Source organism: Aminobacter sp. AP02 (assembly GCF_003148805.1).
Taxonomy (GTDB): domain Bacteria; phylum Pseudomonadota; class Alphaproteobacteria; order Rhizobiales; family Rhizobiaceae; genus Aminobacter.
The window spans coordinates 1-16624 of sequence record NZ_QGGX01000026.1 but is presented as its reverse complement, the minus strand read 5'-3'; the positions used below and the strand labels follow the sequence as shown (position 1 = coordinate 16624).

General features: G+C 63.2%; 10 protein-coding genes and 1 pseudogene. 7 read left to right on the top strand and 4 right to left on the bottom strand.

What is annotated here, in order from left to right; genetic code table 11:
* Nucleotides 1-239: 239 nt before the first annotated feature.
* The 4 genes from C8K44_RS24040 to C8K44_RS24025 all read left to right on the top strand — a co-directional run bounded on the left by C8K44_RS24040 (nucleotide 240) and on the right by C8K44_RS24025 (nucleotide 5871).
* Nucleotides 240-1079, top strand: coding sequence for a DUF4167 domain-containing protein (locus tag C8K44_RS24040; RefSeq protein WP_109578309.1), 840 nt, complete (start codon nucleotides 240-242; stop codon nucleotides 1077-1079).
* A 218-nt stretch (nucleotides 1080-1297) separates the two neighbouring features.
* Nucleotides 1298-3904, top strand: a complete 2607-nt coding sequence (gene clpB / locus C8K44_RS24035) for an ATP-dependent chaperone ClpB (protein ID WP_109578308.1) — start codon at nucleotides 1298-1300, stop codon at nucleotides 3902-3904.
* Between the two features lie 89 nt (nucleotides 3905-3993).
* Nucleotides 3994-4356, top strand: a complete 363-nt coding sequence (locus C8K44_RS24030; protein WP_109578307.1) for an MmcQ/YjbR family DNA-binding protein — start codon at nucleotides 3994-3996, stop codon at nucleotides 4354-4356.
* Nucleotides 4357-4485: 129 nt separating this feature from the next.
* Complete coding sequence (locus C8K44_RS24025) at nucleotides 4486-5871, top strand: L,D-transpeptidase family protein (RefSeq protein WP_109578306.1); 1386 nt, start codon at nucleotides 4486-4488, stop codon at nucleotides 5869-5871.
* Between the two features lie 288 nt (nucleotides 5872-6159).
* Here C8K44_RS24025 and C8K44_RS24015 read toward each other — a convergent pair whose 3' ends face one another.
* Nucleotides 6160-6465, bottom strand: a complete 306-nt coding sequence (locus tag C8K44_RS24015) for a hypothetical protein (RefSeq protein WP_109578304.1) — start codon at nucleotides 6463-6465, stop codon at nucleotides 6160-6162.
* 181 nt (nucleotides 6466-6646) lie between these two features.
* Between C8K44_RS24015 and C8K44_RS24010 the strand changes: the two genes are divergently transcribed.
* Nucleotides 6647-7975 carry a hemolysin family protein gene (locus C8K44_RS24010; RefSeq protein WP_109578303.1) on the top strand — a complete coding sequence of 443 codons (1329 nt, stop codon included), beginning with the start codon at nucleotides 6647-6649 and terminating at the stop codon, nucleotides 7973-7975.
* Nucleotides 7976-8067: 92 nt separating this feature from the next.
* Here the strand turns inward: C8K44_RS24010 and C8K44_RS24005 are convergent, their stop codons facing one another.
* Together C8K44_RS24005 and C8K44_RS23995 are read right to left on the bottom strand one after the other, a co-directional pair.
* The gene (locus tag C8K44_RS24005; RefSeq protein WP_245417609.1) at nucleotides 8068-9459 is read right to left on the bottom strand and encodes a DUF1254 domain-containing protein; all 1392 of its coding nucleotides are present in this window, start codon (nucleotides 9457-9459) and stop codon (nucleotides 8068-8070) included.
* Between the two features lie 1005 nt (nucleotides 9460-10464).
* Complete coding sequence (locus tag C8K44_RS23995) at nucleotides 10465-11625, bottom strand: DUF937 domain-containing protein (RefSeq protein ID WP_109578300.1); 1161 nt, start codon at nucleotides 11623-11625, stop codon at nucleotides 10465-10467.
* A gap of 370 nt (nucleotides 11626-11995) precedes the next feature.
* Here C8K44_RS23995 and C8K44_RS23990 point away from each other — a divergent pair, with 370 nt between their 5' ends.
* Nucleotides 11996-13519, top strand: a complete 1524-nt coding sequence (locus C8K44_RS23990; protein ID WP_245417608.1) for an MFS transporter — start codon at nucleotides 11996-11998, stop codon at nucleotides 13517-13519.
* A 156-nt stretch (nucleotides 13520-13675) separates the two neighbouring features.
* Nucleotides 13676-14089, top strand: a pseudogene (locus C8K44_RS23985) (GGDEF domain-containing protein); the annotation flags it as partial.
* Here C8K44_RS23985 and C8K44_RS23980 read toward each other — a convergent pair.
* Entirely contained in the window at nucleotides 14086-16053 is a 1968-nt protein-coding gene (locus C8K44_RS23980; protein ID WP_109578297.1) for a M23 family metallopeptidase, read from the bottom strand. The pseudogene C8K44_RS23985 and the gene C8K44_RS23980 sit on opposite strands and share 4 nt — an antisense overlap.
* Nucleotides 16054-16624 lie beyond the last annotated feature (571 nt).

Below are 16624 nucleotides of genomic sequence, written 5' to 3'. Positions count from 1 at the left end.
GAGACGAAGCAGGCAGTGCTGTTAACGATTCGGTTTCCTTCGAAACTAGCTGCCTTCTTGCGTAGACGACGCTCTAGCTTCGTGCGGGGATCGTCCGGCAAGTGACATGAAACCGAGACAGGATGGCATGTGGCGCCGACGCAGGAAGATTGCGGGCGATCACCGGCGGAAAGTTACGAAACGGCAGGCCGCCTAAGTGCCCCCGTTCGGATTTAAGACTTCAACACAAAGAGAATCTGATGAGGCCACAACAGCAGAACAGGCGCATGCGCGGTCGTAATAACAATAATAACAACAACAATAACAACAACGGCAACAACAACCGCAAGGGTCCAAACCCGCTTACGCGCAACTACGAGAGCAACGGTCCGGACGTAAAGATCCGTGGCTCCGCGCAGCAGATCGCCGAAAAATACACCACACTGGCGCGCGACGCGCACAGCTCCGGCGATCGCGTGATGGCCGAGAACTACCTGCAGCACGCAGAGCACTACAATCGCATCATTGCCGCTGCCATGGCGCAGATGCCAATCCAGCAACAGCAACAGAGCCGCGACGACTTCGACTCCGATCTGGATGACGAGCGCGACGAAGACGGCATGGGCAACAATGTTGCCGAGGCACCGGCCCAGCAGGTTCATGCCCAGCCGCAGCTTCATGCACAGCCGCAGCCGGTCGTGAATGGCACCGGCCCGCAGCCCGAGATCGAAGGCACGCCGGCCGAGGTCGCGCTGAACCCCGAAGCTGCAGGCGAAGGCCAGCCGCGCGAAGGTCGCCGCGAGCGTCGCCCCCGTCACGAAGGCCGTCGTCCGCGCCAGCCCGAGCAGCAGGCAGAGCCGCAACAGGCGGAAGCCGTGCAGGTTGAAGCGCAGGCCGAAGCTCCCGAGGACGAGGCCGCACCGGTCGAAGCTCCGCAGGTTGAGGCCCCTCAGGTCGAGGCCGCCGAAGGTGAAGTCGTCGCCGCGCCTCGCCGTGGCCGTCGCCCGCGCCGTGGCGAGCGCGGTGCCGCCACGCCGGAAGGCGAGGCAGCATCCGAGGCACCAGCGACCGACAGCGGACTTGCGGTCGCCGAGAGCTGACGCTTAGCCGGGCAGCCGGAAACATCGCGAAACAGTCAAAACGGCGAAGGGCAACGTCCTTCGCCGTTTTTGTTTTTTGACTTCGATCAATACGCCTTGAGGGATATCGTCCTACTCACCATATCACGCTCAGTTGGGTCCGGCCCTTTTGGGCGGATCCGTCACCTGGAGCCTAACCGGTGCCGCAAAGCGGGCCGGGTACGGAATGGAGACATAGAATGAACCCAGAGAAATATTCCGAGCGCGTCCGCGGCTTTATCCAGTCCGCCCAGACGATGGCGCTTTCGCGCAATCACCAGCAGTTCACCCCGGAACACATTCTGAAAGTCCTCATCGACGATGAGGAAGGCCTTGCTGCATCGCTGGTCGAGCGCGCAGGCGGGCGTGCCCGCGACGTCAAGCTTGGCGTCGAGGCTGCGCTCGATGCGCTGCCGAAGGTCGAGGGTGGCAATGGCCAGCTCTACATGGCCCAGCCGCTCGCCAAAGTGTTTTCGACTGCCGAGGACCTGGCCAAGAAGGCCGGCGACAGCTTTGTCACCGTCGAGCGCCTGTTGACGGCCCTTGCCGTCGAGAAATCGGCCAAGACCTCCGACATCCTGGCCAAGGCCGGCGTGACCGCGCAGGCACTCAATGCCGCCATCAATGACATCCGCAAGGGCCGCACCGCCGACTCGGCAAGCGCCGAGCAGGGATATGACGCCTTGAAGAAATACGCCCGCGACCTGACGGCGGATGCCCGTGCCGGCAAGCTCGACCCGGTCATTGGCCGTGACGAAGAGATTCGCCGCACCATCCAGGTGCTGTCGCGGCGCACCAAGAACAATCCGGTGCTGATCGGCGAGCCGGGCGTTGGCAAGACCGCCATCGCCGAAGGGCTCGCGCTGCGCATCGTCAATGGCGACGTGCCGGAATCGCTGAAGGACAAGCAGCTGATGGCGCTCGACATGGGCGCGCTGATTGCCGGCGCCAAATATCGCGGCGAGTTCGAGGAGCGGCTGAAGGCCGTGCTCTCCGAGGTCACCGCGGCTGCCGGCGGCATCATCCTGTTCATCGACGAGATGCACACCCTTGTCGGCGCCGGCAAGGCCGATGGCGCCATGGACGCTTCCAACCTGCTCAAGCCCGCGCTTGCCCGAGGCGAACTGCATTGCGTCGGTGCAACCACGCTCGAAGAGTATCGCAAGCATGTCGAAAAGGACGCCGCCCTCGCTCGCCGCTTCCAGCCGGTCTTCGTCTCGGAGCCGACGGTCGAGGACACCATCTCGATCCTGCGCGGCCTGAAGGAAAAGTACGAGCAGCACCACAAGGTGCGCATCTCGGACTCGGCGTTGGTCGCAGCCGCGACGCTGTCCAACCGCTACATCACCGACCGCTTCCTGCCCGACAAGGCGATCGACCTCGTCGACGAGGCCGGTTCGCGGCTGCGCATGCAGATCGATTCCAAGCCAGAAGCGCTCGATGAGATCGACCGCCGCATCATGCAGCTCAAGATCGAGCGCGAAGCGCTCAAGCTCGAGAAGGACGATGCTTCGCGCGATCGCCTCGAACGGCTCGAAAAGGAGCTCGCCGGGCTCGAGGAAGAGTCGACCAAGGTGACCAGCCAGTGGATGGCGGAAAAGGAAAAGCTCGGCCTCGCCGCCGATCTCAAGGGCAAGCTCGAGGAAGCCCGCAACGAACTCGCCATCGCCCAGCGCAAGGGTGAGTTCCAGAAGGCGGGCGAGCTTGCCTATGGCCGCATCCCCGAGCTCGAAAAGAAGCTCGTCGAGGCGGAAGCCCTGGAAAGCCGTGGCACCATGGTCGAGGAGACCGTGACACCCGACCACGTCGCCCATGTGGTCGAGCGCTGGACGGGCATCCCGGTCGACAAGATGCTGGAAGGCCAGCGCGAGAAGCTGCTGCGCATGGAAGACGAACTGGCCGTCCGCGTCGTCGGTCAGGGTGAAGCCGTGCAGGCGGTGTCCAAGGCTGTTCGTCGTGCCCGTGCGGGGTTGCAGGACCCGAACAGGCCGATCGGCTCGTTCATGTTCCTGGGACCGACGGGCGTCGGCAAGACCGAGCTCACCAAGGCGCTCGCCGACTACCTGTTCGACGACGAGCACGCGCTGGTGCGCATCGACATGTCCGAGTTCATGGAAAAGCATTCCGTGGCCCGGCTGATCGGCGCGCCTCCCGGCTATGTCGGCTATGAGGAAGGCGGTACGCTGACCGAAGCCGTGCGCCGCAGGCCTTACCAGGTGATCCTGTTCGACGAGATCGAAAAGGCGCATCCCGATGTCTTCAACGTGCTGTTGCAGGTGCTCGACGATGGCCGTCTGACCGATGGTCAGGGCCGCACCGTCGACTTCCGCAACACGCTGATCATCATGACCTCCAACCTTGGCGCCGAATATCTGGTGGCGCTGGGTGAGGGCGAGGATGTCGACAAGGTCCGCGACGATGTCATGGGCGTGGTCAAGGCGTCGTTCAGGCCCGAATTCCTGAACCGCGTCGACGAGGTCATCCTGTTCCATCGCCTGCGTCGCCAGGACATGGGCAAGATCGTCGAGATCCAGCTCAAGCGCCTGGAGAAGCTGTTGTCCGACCGCAAGATTACGCTGTCGCTCGACAAGGATGCGATCGACTGGCTCGCCAACAAGGGCTACGACCCGGCCTATGGCGCGCGTCCGCTCAAGCGGGTGATCCAGAAGGACCTGCAGGATCCGCTCGCGGAGCGTATCTTGATGGGTGATATCCTCGACGGCTCCACCGTCAAGATCACGGCAGGCTCGGACCGGCTCAACTTCCGCTCCAAGCCGACGGTCGCGGCCGAAGAGGCGGCGGCATAAGAGAGCCCCGGCTTGCACCTCTCCCCGTCGAACGGGGGGAGGTGCCTCGCGCGACGAGGCGAAATGAACGACAAACCGAATGGGGGGGCATGACGCTCGACGAATACAACGCCTTCTGCGCCTCGTTTCCGCACTCGACCTATGTCGTGCAGTGGCGTGGGGCGCATGTCTGGAAGGTCGGCGGCAAGGTCTTCGCCATCGGCGGCCAGAACGACGGGCAGGGGACGTGGGTCACCTTCAAGGTCTCGGAAATTGCCTACGACGTGCTCAAGGACCAGCCGGGGTTGCGGCCGGCACCCCATATGGCCTCGCGTGGCCTGAAATGGATCCAGCACACTTCGGACGAAAGTGTGGACGACGAAGGCCTGCGCGACTACATCCGCGAAAGCTACCGCATGGTCACCGCGAAGCTGCCCAGGGCAATGCGCAAGCAGCTTGGCATCCCGGCTTAGACCATGGCCATTTTCATGCCCCGTTCATGTTGGAAGGGTTAGCAAATCGTTATTTGATGACGGTGGATAATCATGATTCCACCGGAGGTCGCCTTGGGGGCGGTCGGGGTTCGGAGAGATTTGGGGACCATGTTGCGCAAGATCATTGTGCTTTCGGCCATGGCGACTGCGCTGTCGGCGTTCCAGGCAATGGCTGCCGTTGCACCTGTCGAAGGGCCGGCCGAGCCGCGCCGGGCGGATCCGCAGGCGATTCGCCTGGCGCAGGATAGCGAGGTCGAGATTTTCTATGACGGCCGCGGCAACCGCGTGCTTGTCGATCCCTATACTGGCAAGGTCATCGCCGTGCAGCCGCCGGAGACCCGCTACAACAACAGCCAGGCGCTGCGCCGCGAGCTGCGCCGCCAGCAACTGCAACGCGATTACCGCCAGGGCGACGAACTGCTCGGCCCGGTTGAAAACGGTTCCTACGGCGACGACGCGCCAGCCATACCCCAAGAGCCGTTTGGCGGCGGCGACGATTATTATGTCAACGACCCCAACGCTTTTCCCGAGGCCCCGGGCCAGCGGCTGGTCGAGCGCGAGCCGCTGCCTAACCCTGATGACCAGCTTGCGCTTCCGGAAAACCCGATGCGTTCGGGCGGCGCATCCATCGAGCCGACCATCGGCGTCAAGGGCCGCGAGGATGTCGCGGGCTTGCAGATCTTGCTCGATCGAGCCGGTGCTTCGCCGGGTGTCATTGACGGCCGCTTCGGCTCCAATGTCGACAAGGCGCTGGCCGCCTACAACGAAATGACCGGCACAAGCCTCAAATCGACGGACGCCGAAGGCATCAAGGCAGCACTTGCCGCGACCGGCGGTGACGCGTTCGGTTCCTACACGATCACGCCGGAAGACGCGGCCGGGCCGTTCGTGGCCTCGATTCCCACCGACTACGGCGAAAAGGCCAAGCTCGAGCGCATGGCCTTCACATCGGTCACCGAAATGCTGGCCGAGCGTTTTCACATGGACGAGACCTATCTCAAGGCGCTCAACCCGGAAGCCAACTTCAACAGGCCCGGCACCATCGTCAAGGTCGCGAACTTCGGCAAGCTGGTGAACAAGCCGGTCGCCCGCATCGTCGCCGACAAGACGCTGAAGCAGGTCCGCGCCTATAACGAGGCAGGCCAGCTGGTCGCGGCCTATCCGGCGACGATCGGCTCGAGCGATACCCCTTCGCCGACCGGCATCCACGCGGTGTCACGCATCGCGCTCGACCCCAACTACACCTACAATCCCAATCTCAATTTCAAGCAGGGCGAAAACGACAAGATCCTGACCATCCCGCCGGGCCCGAACGGTCCTGTGGGTTCGGTCTGGATCGCTCTGGACAAGCCGACCTACGGCATCCACGGCACGCCCGACCCGTCCAAGATAGGCAAGACCGAAAGCCATGGCTGCGTGCGCCTGACCAACTGGGACGCGCGCGAACTCGCCAAGATCGTCAAGTCCGGCGTGCCGGTCGAGTTCATCGAATAGGGCAGGGGGTTGGCCGAAAGCAGGTCAGGGCTCGGTGACGAACCCCATGATCGCGTAGACTAGGGCCATATTGGCGAGCAGGATAAGGGCTGAGTAGGCGATTGCCGCTTTGCTTAAGTCGGTCATGAATTGCCTTTGCTGGCTAGCCGTAACGGCCGGTTGTCCGTGCTCCCTGATTATGTTGGAGCGTAACCAGCCGTTATGGCCGGGGCAACCCATGTCGCTTCACGTTATTCTGATGTTCCCGCAAATCTGGTGGCGGTCCCTGAGATCCAGGCAATCCCCGTCTCATAGCTGGTCGTTGTAGGGTTCCTTCATCTGCCCCACCATTCGGGCCAGCGCGGAGAACGACGGAATATCGGCCTCGGGCTGGCAGCGGTTGGCCAGTTCCAGCAATCTTATGGGGAAATTGATGGCGTCCCGGTTGGACGATGACATGCCGTCGGATCGCTCCTCGGCCGTTTCGCTCGCTTCGGCCCGGCGCAAGGCGATGTCGATTTCCTCGGCCGACAGCACGCCCTTGCGGACGAGCACGTGATTAATCGAAGCAATGGCCATCAACAGGCCTTCGAGCTGCAAGTTGGCGACGTTCATTGATCTGGCTCCCATTCGCTACACAAACGCGCGAACCACGGATGCGATCCCGGCGCTCTGGGCAAGCTGAGGCCCTCGCGCCTGGCGAACCCGGTTCGCCCCTTCATCGCAATGGCATCAAGCCATGTTATAGGTGAGCTCTTGCCAACAATCGTGGCGGCGCGCCGCCCAAAGGGAGACCATGTCCAGTTTTGATGGCGGTATGTCCGATCTGATCGGCATACTGGCCGTACTCGTTCTTGTTGCTGCGAACGGCTTTTTCGTCGCCGCGGAATTTTCTCTCGTCGCAGTCCGCAGCAGCCGGGTGACCGAACTGGTCAATGCCGGCAGGCCCAACGCCTCCGCGCTGAAGCGTGCCGTCGAAAATCTCGACGCCAACCTCGCGGCCACCCAGCTCGGCATCACCATCTCGTCTCTCGCGCTGGGCTGGATCGGCGAGCCGGCGCTTGCCCATCTGATCGAACCATTGCTCAGCGCGTTGCCGGGATCGCTTGCGACGGTGGGCTCCCATGCGTTCGCGGTCGCGATCTCGTTCATCATCATCACGACGTTGCACATCGTCCTGGGCGAGCTTGCGCCGAAAAGCCTTGCCCTTCAGCGCAGCGAGGGCACGGCCCTTTGGGTCGTGCGTCCGCTTGGCCTGTTTCTGCTTTTGCTGCGTCCGGCAATCGTCGCGCTCAACGGTCTCGGCAACCTCGTCCTGCGCCTGTGCGGTCTGCGTCCCGGGGCTGGAGAAGGAGCACTGCATTCGCCCGAGGAGCTGAAGCTGCTTGTCGCGGCGAGCCAGGAGGCGGGCCTGCTGCATCAGGCCCAGCAGGAAGTCGTCGAGCGCGTCTTTTCCATCGGCAACCGCCGTATCGCCGACATCATGACGCCGCGCCGCGACGTCGACTGGATCGACGCGGATGACAGTACCGAGGAGATGTTGCGCACCATCCGCGAATGTCGCCATGAGCAGCTGCTTGTCGGCCGCGGCGACGTCGACGAGCCGCTGGGCATGATCCTGAAAAAGGACCTGCTCGAGCAGGTGCTCGATGGCAAGCCGCTCGATCCGCTGTCGGTGATCCGCGAGCCGGTCATCGTTCACGAAGGGACGGCGATCTTCCGCGTGCTCGAACAGTTCAAGAAGGCGCCGGTGCGCCTGGCGATCGTCATCGACGAATATGGCAGCCTGGAAGGCATCGTCACGCAGACGGACCTGCTCGAAGCCATCGCGGGCGACCTGCCTGGAGTGGAAGGAGAAGAAGCCGAGATCGTCGTGCGCGAGGATGGCTCGCTGTTGATCGACGGCATGATGCTGGCGCACGACGCCTTCGCGCGCCTCGGCTTCCGATCCGGTTCGGCGGAAGGCGATTTTCACACCATCGCCGGTTTTGCCCTGGCGCAGCTCGGCCATCTGCCCGAAGCGGGCGAGGCCTTCGACTACGAGGGCTGGCGGTTCGAGATCATCGACATGGATGGAAAGCGGATCGACAAGCTGCTCGCCCGCCACAAGGCACCTGAGCGCTGAGGACCGTCGGCAGCGCGAAACTTTGCGGCGGAGGTCACTCCACCGCGCCGCCGTCCGATCGGACGGCGGCGCGGTTTGCCGGTTACTCCAGCTTATTTGGCCTTCAGCACCGGCGGCGGCGCCCACTTGTTCTCCAGGATCGCGGCTTTTGGCGCATATGCCCGGATGAACAGCTCGAACTCGCCCTTGGGCGCCGGCAGCCAGTTGGCCGCCTTGTCGCCTTCAGGCTTGTCGTGCTGCACATAGATCGTCAGTGACCCATCCTTGCCAAAGACCAGGTCCTTGTTCTTGGTGCCGAGAGAGAACCTGTTGATCTCGTTTGGCGCAAAGAAGTGATCCGCGTCGTAAAGCGTCAGCGACCAGAAGCCGTCGACCGGTGGCAGCTCGTCCTTGGCGAAAGTCAGCGTGTAGCCATTGGCGCCGTCCAACCGCTTCTTGTCGGCACCGTATTCCTGGCCGAAATAGGCCGACTCGCGCCGCGGATTGACGAAGATGTTGGCCCGCGCGGCTGCCGCGCGGCTGAAATAGTCGGTACCGAACTGGGCTCCGTTCATCGGCGCGATCCAATCGTTGCCGACCGGAACGCCGGCGTAGTAGTAGCTGTGGATCTGCTTCATCAGCTCCTTGTCGGTGTCGATCGCGGCCTGCTTCATGGTTGCTGCAACGTCGGGGTTTTTCGCGGCGGCCTCGAGCAGCGAGCCGAACCAGGCATATAGTGCCTCCTCGCCGGGCTGTGGCGGCACCTCCTTGAGGACCTGCGGCAACTCATCGAAGAAGGCTTCCGGCTTGACCCACTGGGTTTCGCCGCCACCGCCCTGCTTGCCGCCGGCCGGATCCGCAAGCAACGGCAACTTGCTCCAGTCCTTGGTCTTCATCTTGCCGTCGAATTCGCTCAGCGGATAAGACATGATCTGGCTGATGACGGGCTGCAGCGCCGCGCGGTCTTCCTTGGTGTCATCGAGGAAAGCGCGCGGGATGATGAAGGCGAGATTGGTGGGCGAGCGGAAGACAGCCTCGATACCCTTGGGCACCTCGCCCTTCCAGTCGGGACCGACGACCATGTAGAAGCCGGGCTTGCTGCCATACATCTTGCCCATGCCGCCGAGCGTATCGGTGCGTTGATCGCCGAGCTGGTAGACCCAGAAGCGGTCGCCGAAATCGGGCACCTGGAAAACCACCGGCTCCTTTTCAAGCGCCAAGAGGCCAAAACCATAGGCGACATCCTGGTTGGGCGTCGCGACCGCGCGCTCCTCCGGCTTGATGTAGTCGGTCAGCATGGTGAGGCTGTTGAGCGGACCGACAGGCAGAACACCGTCGCCAAGGCCGTTCTCCGGAACCTTTGAAAACACCAGCTGGCGATTGTGCATGTTCACCATCGGCCAGCCCCAGAGAAAGGCGACCCGCGCCATGTCCCTTACATAGGCATCCGGCAGGTGTGTGCCCGAAACCGGGCCGGCCGGGATTTCCTTGCTGATCTCAGGCACGCTCGGCGCCTGCGCCAGCGAGGTCGCAGGAAAAGCCATTGCAACCGAACAGCTGAGAAGTAGTACGCGCAATGCGCTGGTTTTGGTGGATGTTCGCACGATAGTTCCGCCTTTCATCACATCATGAGCCGGTAACCTCGCTCCTCAGATCGAATGCGCAGGAGCGGTGCGAGAGCATAGCCCGCGACAATGACAGTGGAAGCGCGAAGCCGTCAAAAATCGCAAATGGACAATCAATCGTTTGTGCCAGTCCTCGAATTGAAAATGGATTGCCGCGACAATCGGATTTTGTTCGACTGGGTCAGACTGCTCATAATATTAGAGATTGCTGCTGTTGGGCGCCGGCGAGCCTGCCGACTTGTTCGTCGCAAACGCAAGGATGGTGTTGGCTCTCGCCGCAGAATCCCGCTGGGGCGCAGGGAAGGAACGCGGATGCGCCCGACGGTGCAGGAAATAGCCAGCGCCTTGGGCGCTCCGGAGAAGCGAGCGGACGTCCTCTCCACCTGATCGCTGTCACCATCTGTCAGCAATCAGCGTGGATAGACGGCTCCCGTTTTTCCACGCCCTGAAAACCTCCCGTACAATCCCCTGAGTTCCTCCCGCGGGAACGCCGGTCGCGACGGTGACATGCGGGGAGGAACCGGCGCCTCCGGCAATGGGCCAACGTAGCCTGTTGCCCGGGGAGGTTCCGTCCAAGGGTTCCCCTCCGGGTATTACGGCCCGGGTGCGCTGGACGATGCGCTAGTGGGGCAGGGACGCAAATGCCCTTGCCTGCGGAAGCGGAACGGACGGGAACAAAAATCGCTGGCGGGGCGCGAACGTCGCGCCACATTGTAAAACTAGGACGGCTCGGCCTCGCGCCCCGCTTCCCGGTTCCTCCCGAAACGGGAGTGCTCTTTGACAATGGCCAGGCGCGCAAGCGAGCGTGGCGGTGAATAAGCATGTCGTGCAGCGACAACGCATTCGGTGCGCTCGGGAGCGAGCCCGAGCGCACCGAAGCAAGGCCTAGGCAGGAGCCTTTGCCAGGGTCTCCAGATTGGAGCGCAACGCGTCGACAGGTTGTTGCAGGACCGCAGCTACCCCCGGTATCGCCAGGATCTGGTCGAGGTGTTTATTGATCGTCGGCATTGAGGCGGCGACGATGGTGGCCAGCGCGCCGCGTCCTGCCGTTGGCAGCTGCGCTGCGAGTCCGCCAACCTTGTCCAGTTGCGTGTGTGCATCCTGAAGCTGGGGAAGGGCAGTCTGGGCTGTTGCCGCATCCTTGATCCCATTCAAGGTGCTGCTCAGCTTATCCAGCGCCGAGGTGGTCTGGTCCGCGATCTCGGTTCCGCCGGGGACACCCTTCAGCACGGTCAACGCCTGGGTGGCGCTTGCGGCCATGTTGCCGGTGGGAACGGATGCTGTCGTTTCCGAGGAAGCCGGCTGCTGGGTCTCGGTTCCAGCCTGCTCCCTGACCAGCGGTGTCGCTCGATGCCCGAACATCCACCATCCGGCAGCCAGAACGAGCGCGGCCGGGATGACCCAATACGCCCAGTTCATCGACGAAGCCGTGGATGTCGTTGCGCGCGCCGCCTGCTGCGCGGCGTAGGTTGTGCTTTGTGCTGCCGCGCTTGCGGCTCGGGTGGTCTGGCCGGCCACGCCAGCAATATCGCCGAGCAGGCCTGACCCCTTCAGGAGATCGCCGAATCCGGCGGGGAGTGCGGCTTGAATGCTGGATTTCTGCGAGCTCAACATCCGGGCCAAGCCTGAGGCATCAAGATTGCCGGCATTGGCTTGCGTTGCCAGTGCGCCCGTCACGACAGGGGCAAGAAGTCCGAGCAAGGAAGATGATGCGCCGGGGTCGACGCCGGCAAATCTGGATATCGTGCTGGCGAGCGTTTGCGTGTTCGAGCCTCCGAAGAGAGACGAAACCAGGTTCAGCCCGTTCTGTTCGAGGGTCTTTTGGCCTGATCCGCCAAGCACGTTGGTCAGGCTGTCCAGGATGCCTGGTGATTGTTGCGACACTGCATCGTAGAGCTTGCGCGCGCCGTCAGGCGTGCCGGCCACCTGGGTGAAGCCTCCCAGCAATGCGGGTACCGCAGCTGAGGCGACCTTCTGTGTCGCGCTGGCGTCGAGGCCAAACGCAGACGCGATCCTGCTGATCAGGTCCGGCGTCAGGGATTGCATTACAAGCGAGATGAGATTTGTTGCCACGATCGTCCTCCTCCTGTGTTGGGAGTGCAGGGACCTCGGCGATCTTGACTACACGGTTAACCGCCGTGGCCGGGCTATTGGACGGCTAGGTCCAGCTTTCGAGCTTACCAGCCACGTGGCCGAATCACCAGTTGTATTTAAGGACTTGCTAATTGGAAGGCGCCGAAAGGGACGCACGCGCCGGGGCGATCTGCGCAGTCGGCAGGGCCCATGCGAGCATTGCGGCGAACAAGTGCGTGGGTCCTTGACTTCGCTTCATCTGGCTCCGCGGATTCATTTCCCTTGGTCACTTCCCGCGCACCCTTCACACACATAGTCTCGACAGATGGATACATCCGATACTGTGCAAAGCAACAACCACGTATTTTGCCCGCCCGAGGCCCGGCGCTACGTCCTGGTGTCGGCGATCCTTGCCTCGAGCATGGGCTTCATCGACGGTACTGTGGTGTCGCTTGCCATGCCGATCATCCGCGCCGATCTCGGCGCGTCGCTGGTCGATGCCCAGTGGATCAGCAATGGCTACATGCTGTTTTTGTCGGCGCTGGTCCTGCTTGGAGGTGCGGCTGGCGATGTCTTCGGCGTCCGCAACATCTTCGCCACCGGCATCTTGCTGTTCATGGTCACGTCGGCGGCTTGCGCGTTGGCCGTCGATGCCGAAATGCTGATCGTCACGCGTGCCGCCCAAGGGATCGGCGCGGCATTGATGGTGCCGGGCAGCCTGGCCATCATCGCAAAGGCCTACCCGACGGAAACCCGCGGCAAGGCAATCGGCCAATGGGCGGCGTTTTCATCTCTGACCACCGCCATGGGACCGTTCATCGGCGGCATGGTGCTGTCGTTCGGCGCCGAATGGATGTGGCGGCTGATCTTCGCCATCAACGTTCCGATCGGGCTCGTCGCGCTCGGCATGATCTTTGCCAAGGTGCCGCGCGACCGGCCGTCCGCGAAGCGCAGGCTCGACATAACCGGGGCGATCCTCGCGACTGCCGGACTCGGCCTGATGGCATGGGGGCTTACCGCCTTCGGTCTGCCTGTGGAAACACGAGCCGTCTCGCCATGGGCCTGGGTCGCCCTTGGTGCCGCGATCTTCGCCAGTTTCATCATTTGGGAAAAGCGTGCCCGCGCACCGATGGTCAAGCTCGGCCTGTTCGCCTCGCGCGCTTTCACCGGGGCCAATCTCTACACGCTGATCCTGTTCTTCGCCTTCAACGCGGTGCTGTTTTTCCTGCCGATGACCGTCGTCTCCGGCTGGGGCACCAAGGAATGGGAAGCTAGCCTTCTGTTCTTGCCGCTGTCGTTGTTCATCGCCGGCCTGTCGAGCTATTCGGGCAGGCTCTCCGACGCGATCGGCCCCCGCTGGCCACTGACCATCGGCGCAGCGATCGTCGGCATCTCTTACGCCGGCCTCGCGCTGACCATGCCGCTGATGATGCTGTGGCAGGTGACATTCCCGATCCTGCTGCTCAAGGGCCTCGGCATGGCGATCGTCGTTTCGCCGGTTTCGGCGGCGGTGATGCGGGCGACGCCCGAAGAAGACACCGGGCTCGCCTCGGGCATCAACAACGCGCTCGCGCGCGCAGCCGGATTGATGGCCGTTGCCTCGCTCGGCGCGGTTGCCGGCGTCGTCTTCGCCAAGGTGTTGGGGGCTGCGGCACCGGGTGCCGAGTTCGGGGCATTTGTCGCTACCCCGCTCGATGCAGCCGCCGCAGCACTCAGGGTGCAGGCCACCAACCGGGCGTTTTCAGCGATCGCCGCGATTTCAGCAGCGATGTGTTTCGCCGCGGCTGGCGTTGCCTGGTTCACCCAGCCGTCATGGAAGAGGGTCGCCGAAAAGCCCGGAACCAGCGCCCAGGCGCCCACCGATTGATGCGATTGCATTGGGCTGCGCTAGCACCTTGTTAGGCATTGGAGGCAAGTCTTTGGTTTCGAAAAGGGGCGGAAATCATGTCTGCGATCGATCGGCACCGGGGCCTAATCAAGGCACCGCCGTGGAACACCGCCATCTGGCGAGGATACATGCTGTGCCGTGATCTACATCGACCTGGACGGGTTCAAGCCGGTCAATGACCGCCATGGCCATGCCGCCGGTGACATCGTGCTGGTGGAGGTTGCTCAACGGATCGCACATGCAGTGCCAAGGGGAGCGATCGTGGCCCGGCTTGGCGGCGACGAGTTCGGCGTGGTGCCGCACGATGTGGCCAATCCCGAGGCGCTGTTCTTCTTGAGCCAGCGGCTCCAGCGCGACGTCGCCAGACCCATCGATGCGGATACGCTGCAGCTGACCGTAGGCGCCACGATAGGCATCGCTGTCTTCCCGGAAGACGGCGGCGATCCCGAAGCGCTGATCGCGGCCGCGGACCGTGCCATGTATATCGCCAAGCGTGCCAAATATGATGCCCTGGCGAGCGACGGCATCGCTGTCGCCAGCCGGGCTTAGCCGCTGGCTTTTGCGGTGCTCGCCACTTTCAGCGAGTCCTTGTTTTCGTCCTTGAGCAGGTCGTCGATACGCTCGCGCTCGCGCTTGAAGGCTGTCAGTTCGTCGCCTGCCAGCACGCGCCCGGTGGGCAGGCGCACGCGCATCGGATCAACCTTGGTGCCGTTGACGATCAGCTCGTAGTGCAGATGCGCGCCTGTCGACAGGCCGGTTGTGCCGACATAGCCGATGACCTGGCCCTGGCGGACGCGCGCGCCCGGAACGACATCGCCGGCGATGCGGCTCTGGTGATTGTAGGATGTCTCGTAGCCATTGGCGTGGCGAATGATCGTCTGCTTGCCGTAGCCGCCGGCCCAGCCGGCCTTTTCGACGGTGCCGTTGCCCGAGGCGATGATCGGCGTGCCGGTGGGAGCTGCCCAGTCGACGCCGGTGTGCATTTTGACATAGCCGAGGATCGGGTGCTTGCGGCCGCCGAAACCGGAGCGGAACTTGCCGTTGGGCAGTGGGTTGCGCAGCAGGAACTGGCGCGCGCTGCGGCCGTCCTCGTCGAAATAATCGACCGCGCCATCGCCCATCTGGAAGCGGTAGAAATTGCGGGCATTGCCGCCGAAATTCGCCGACACATAAAGCAATTCGGAATCGTCGGAGGCCTTGTCGTCGCCGTCGGGCTGCGAGAACAGCACTTCGATGCGGTCGGAAGGGTTGAGCCGCGACTGGAAGTCGACGTCGGAACTCAAGAGCCTGACTAACTTCTTGGTCATGTCCTGCGACATGCCGTAGGAATAGGCCGCCCGATAGATGCCGTCATAGACCGTGGGCAAGGCACCACGCGACGTCGGCACCCGGGGCGTGTCATCGAAGGCGGTGGCGATCTCCGGGTTTGGTTCCGGCTCGTCGCCCGGCACGAATTGCTTCTTGTCGTCGAGCGCGATGGTGAGGATATGCTGGGATCGGTCGTAGACGCTGGTGCGCACGATCTTGCCGACATCGCCGTGCACCTCGAGGCCGATGCGCAGCACGGTGCCGGCTTTGAGCGCGGTGGCGTTGAGCAGCCGCGAGATCGCTTTCGCCATGCCGAGTGCGTCTTCGCCGACATAGCCGGAATCGGCCAGCGCATCGACGATCTTGCGGTCCTTTTCGAAGGCGATGATGTCTTCGGCATAAGAAAGCGTTTCGGGATCAACGTCCGCGCGCGCCGCGACCGAGACATTCTCCGGCACGATCTTGATGCCATACGAACCGGCCAGCGTCTGGTCGGCGAAGGCGTCGCCGAAGCGCTGCGGGTCGACATAATGCAGCGATGCCACCTGGATGTCGCCTTCGGTGAGGTCGCCGCCGGCGTCGCGGACCACTTTTTCGACCTCGTTGGCCGAAAGGGCGGACGTCTCGTCGAAGGCTGCGGTCTCCACCGGGAAGTCGACAGTCTTGAGGCTCATCTCGCTCTCGACCTTGACGCCGTAGATCTGGCCGGTCGCGGCGGCGGGTGCCGCCGGCTGTGCCGGGCCGTCCTCGGCAAAAACCGTCAGCGGGTCGAAGGCGGGGTAGCTGCGCGTGGTCGGGTGGCTCGCGGCCAGCGCCATCTTGATCTGGACGAAGGGCATGGTGCGGATCACGTCGCGATCGCCCTGCTTGGTGACCATCGACACTTCCATGCGCCGCCGGTCTTTGGCCTTGGCGATCTGGCGCAGCGGCGCAAGGCGCGTGGTCTTGGCCTTCTGGCCGGCGTCGCCGCCGGCGGCAAGTGTTGCGAGTTCGGCGATCTCGGGTGGCGTCGCCAGCTGCTCGCGGCCGTCGAGAGCGGCAAAGAGTGCCACGCCCATCAAAACGGAGGAGGTCACGCCGGTGAGGAAGGTGCCTGACAGCCAACGTGCCGAGACCTCGCGACGGTCCGGGGGACCGGCGCGGCCATCCGCGATAAGCGGCGGCTCATTGCCGAGCTCGGCTATGGTCTGGTCCGTATCCTGCATCAAGTACGGTAGTTATCCCCGACGCTTGGCGCCCGCTTGCTTTCGTTGCCAAGACATTTGCCTGTCATGGCGCTCCAAGTCAACGAACCGCGATCCGTCAGCCTCACCATATATAAGAGTGGCGCGTACAGACTCATTTCGCGCCAAGGCCGCTTCGAGACATCTGCGCGCAATGGGGCGGGAATAGGGCTTCGTCAGGATCAGGGAGACTTTGTCCCTCTCTATATAAGAGGGATGGAAGAGGGACCGGCCGGCGGTGCCCTCTTCATATACATAGCGCTGTGCATGGCGGCATCGGCAGCCAGGGAGAGCGGGGGCCTTGCGGCCCGCCTACGATGGCCCCTCGGCTTGGGGTGTGCCAGTGAATCGGTTCTGAATCATTCTTGCTGGCCGATATAGGCCGTGGCTTACGGCATTTTTCGCGTCCGATTCTTGGTGGTTTGGCCTGGTTGCGCGAATTGCGAGCGCTCGTCTCAGCGGTTTTCGCGTTGGGATTGAAGCTGTTGGCTGGTTGTGGCGGGGCGGGCGGGTTGGTTCTGGATTGTTTTGGCTTGGCGGGATGATGGCTTCC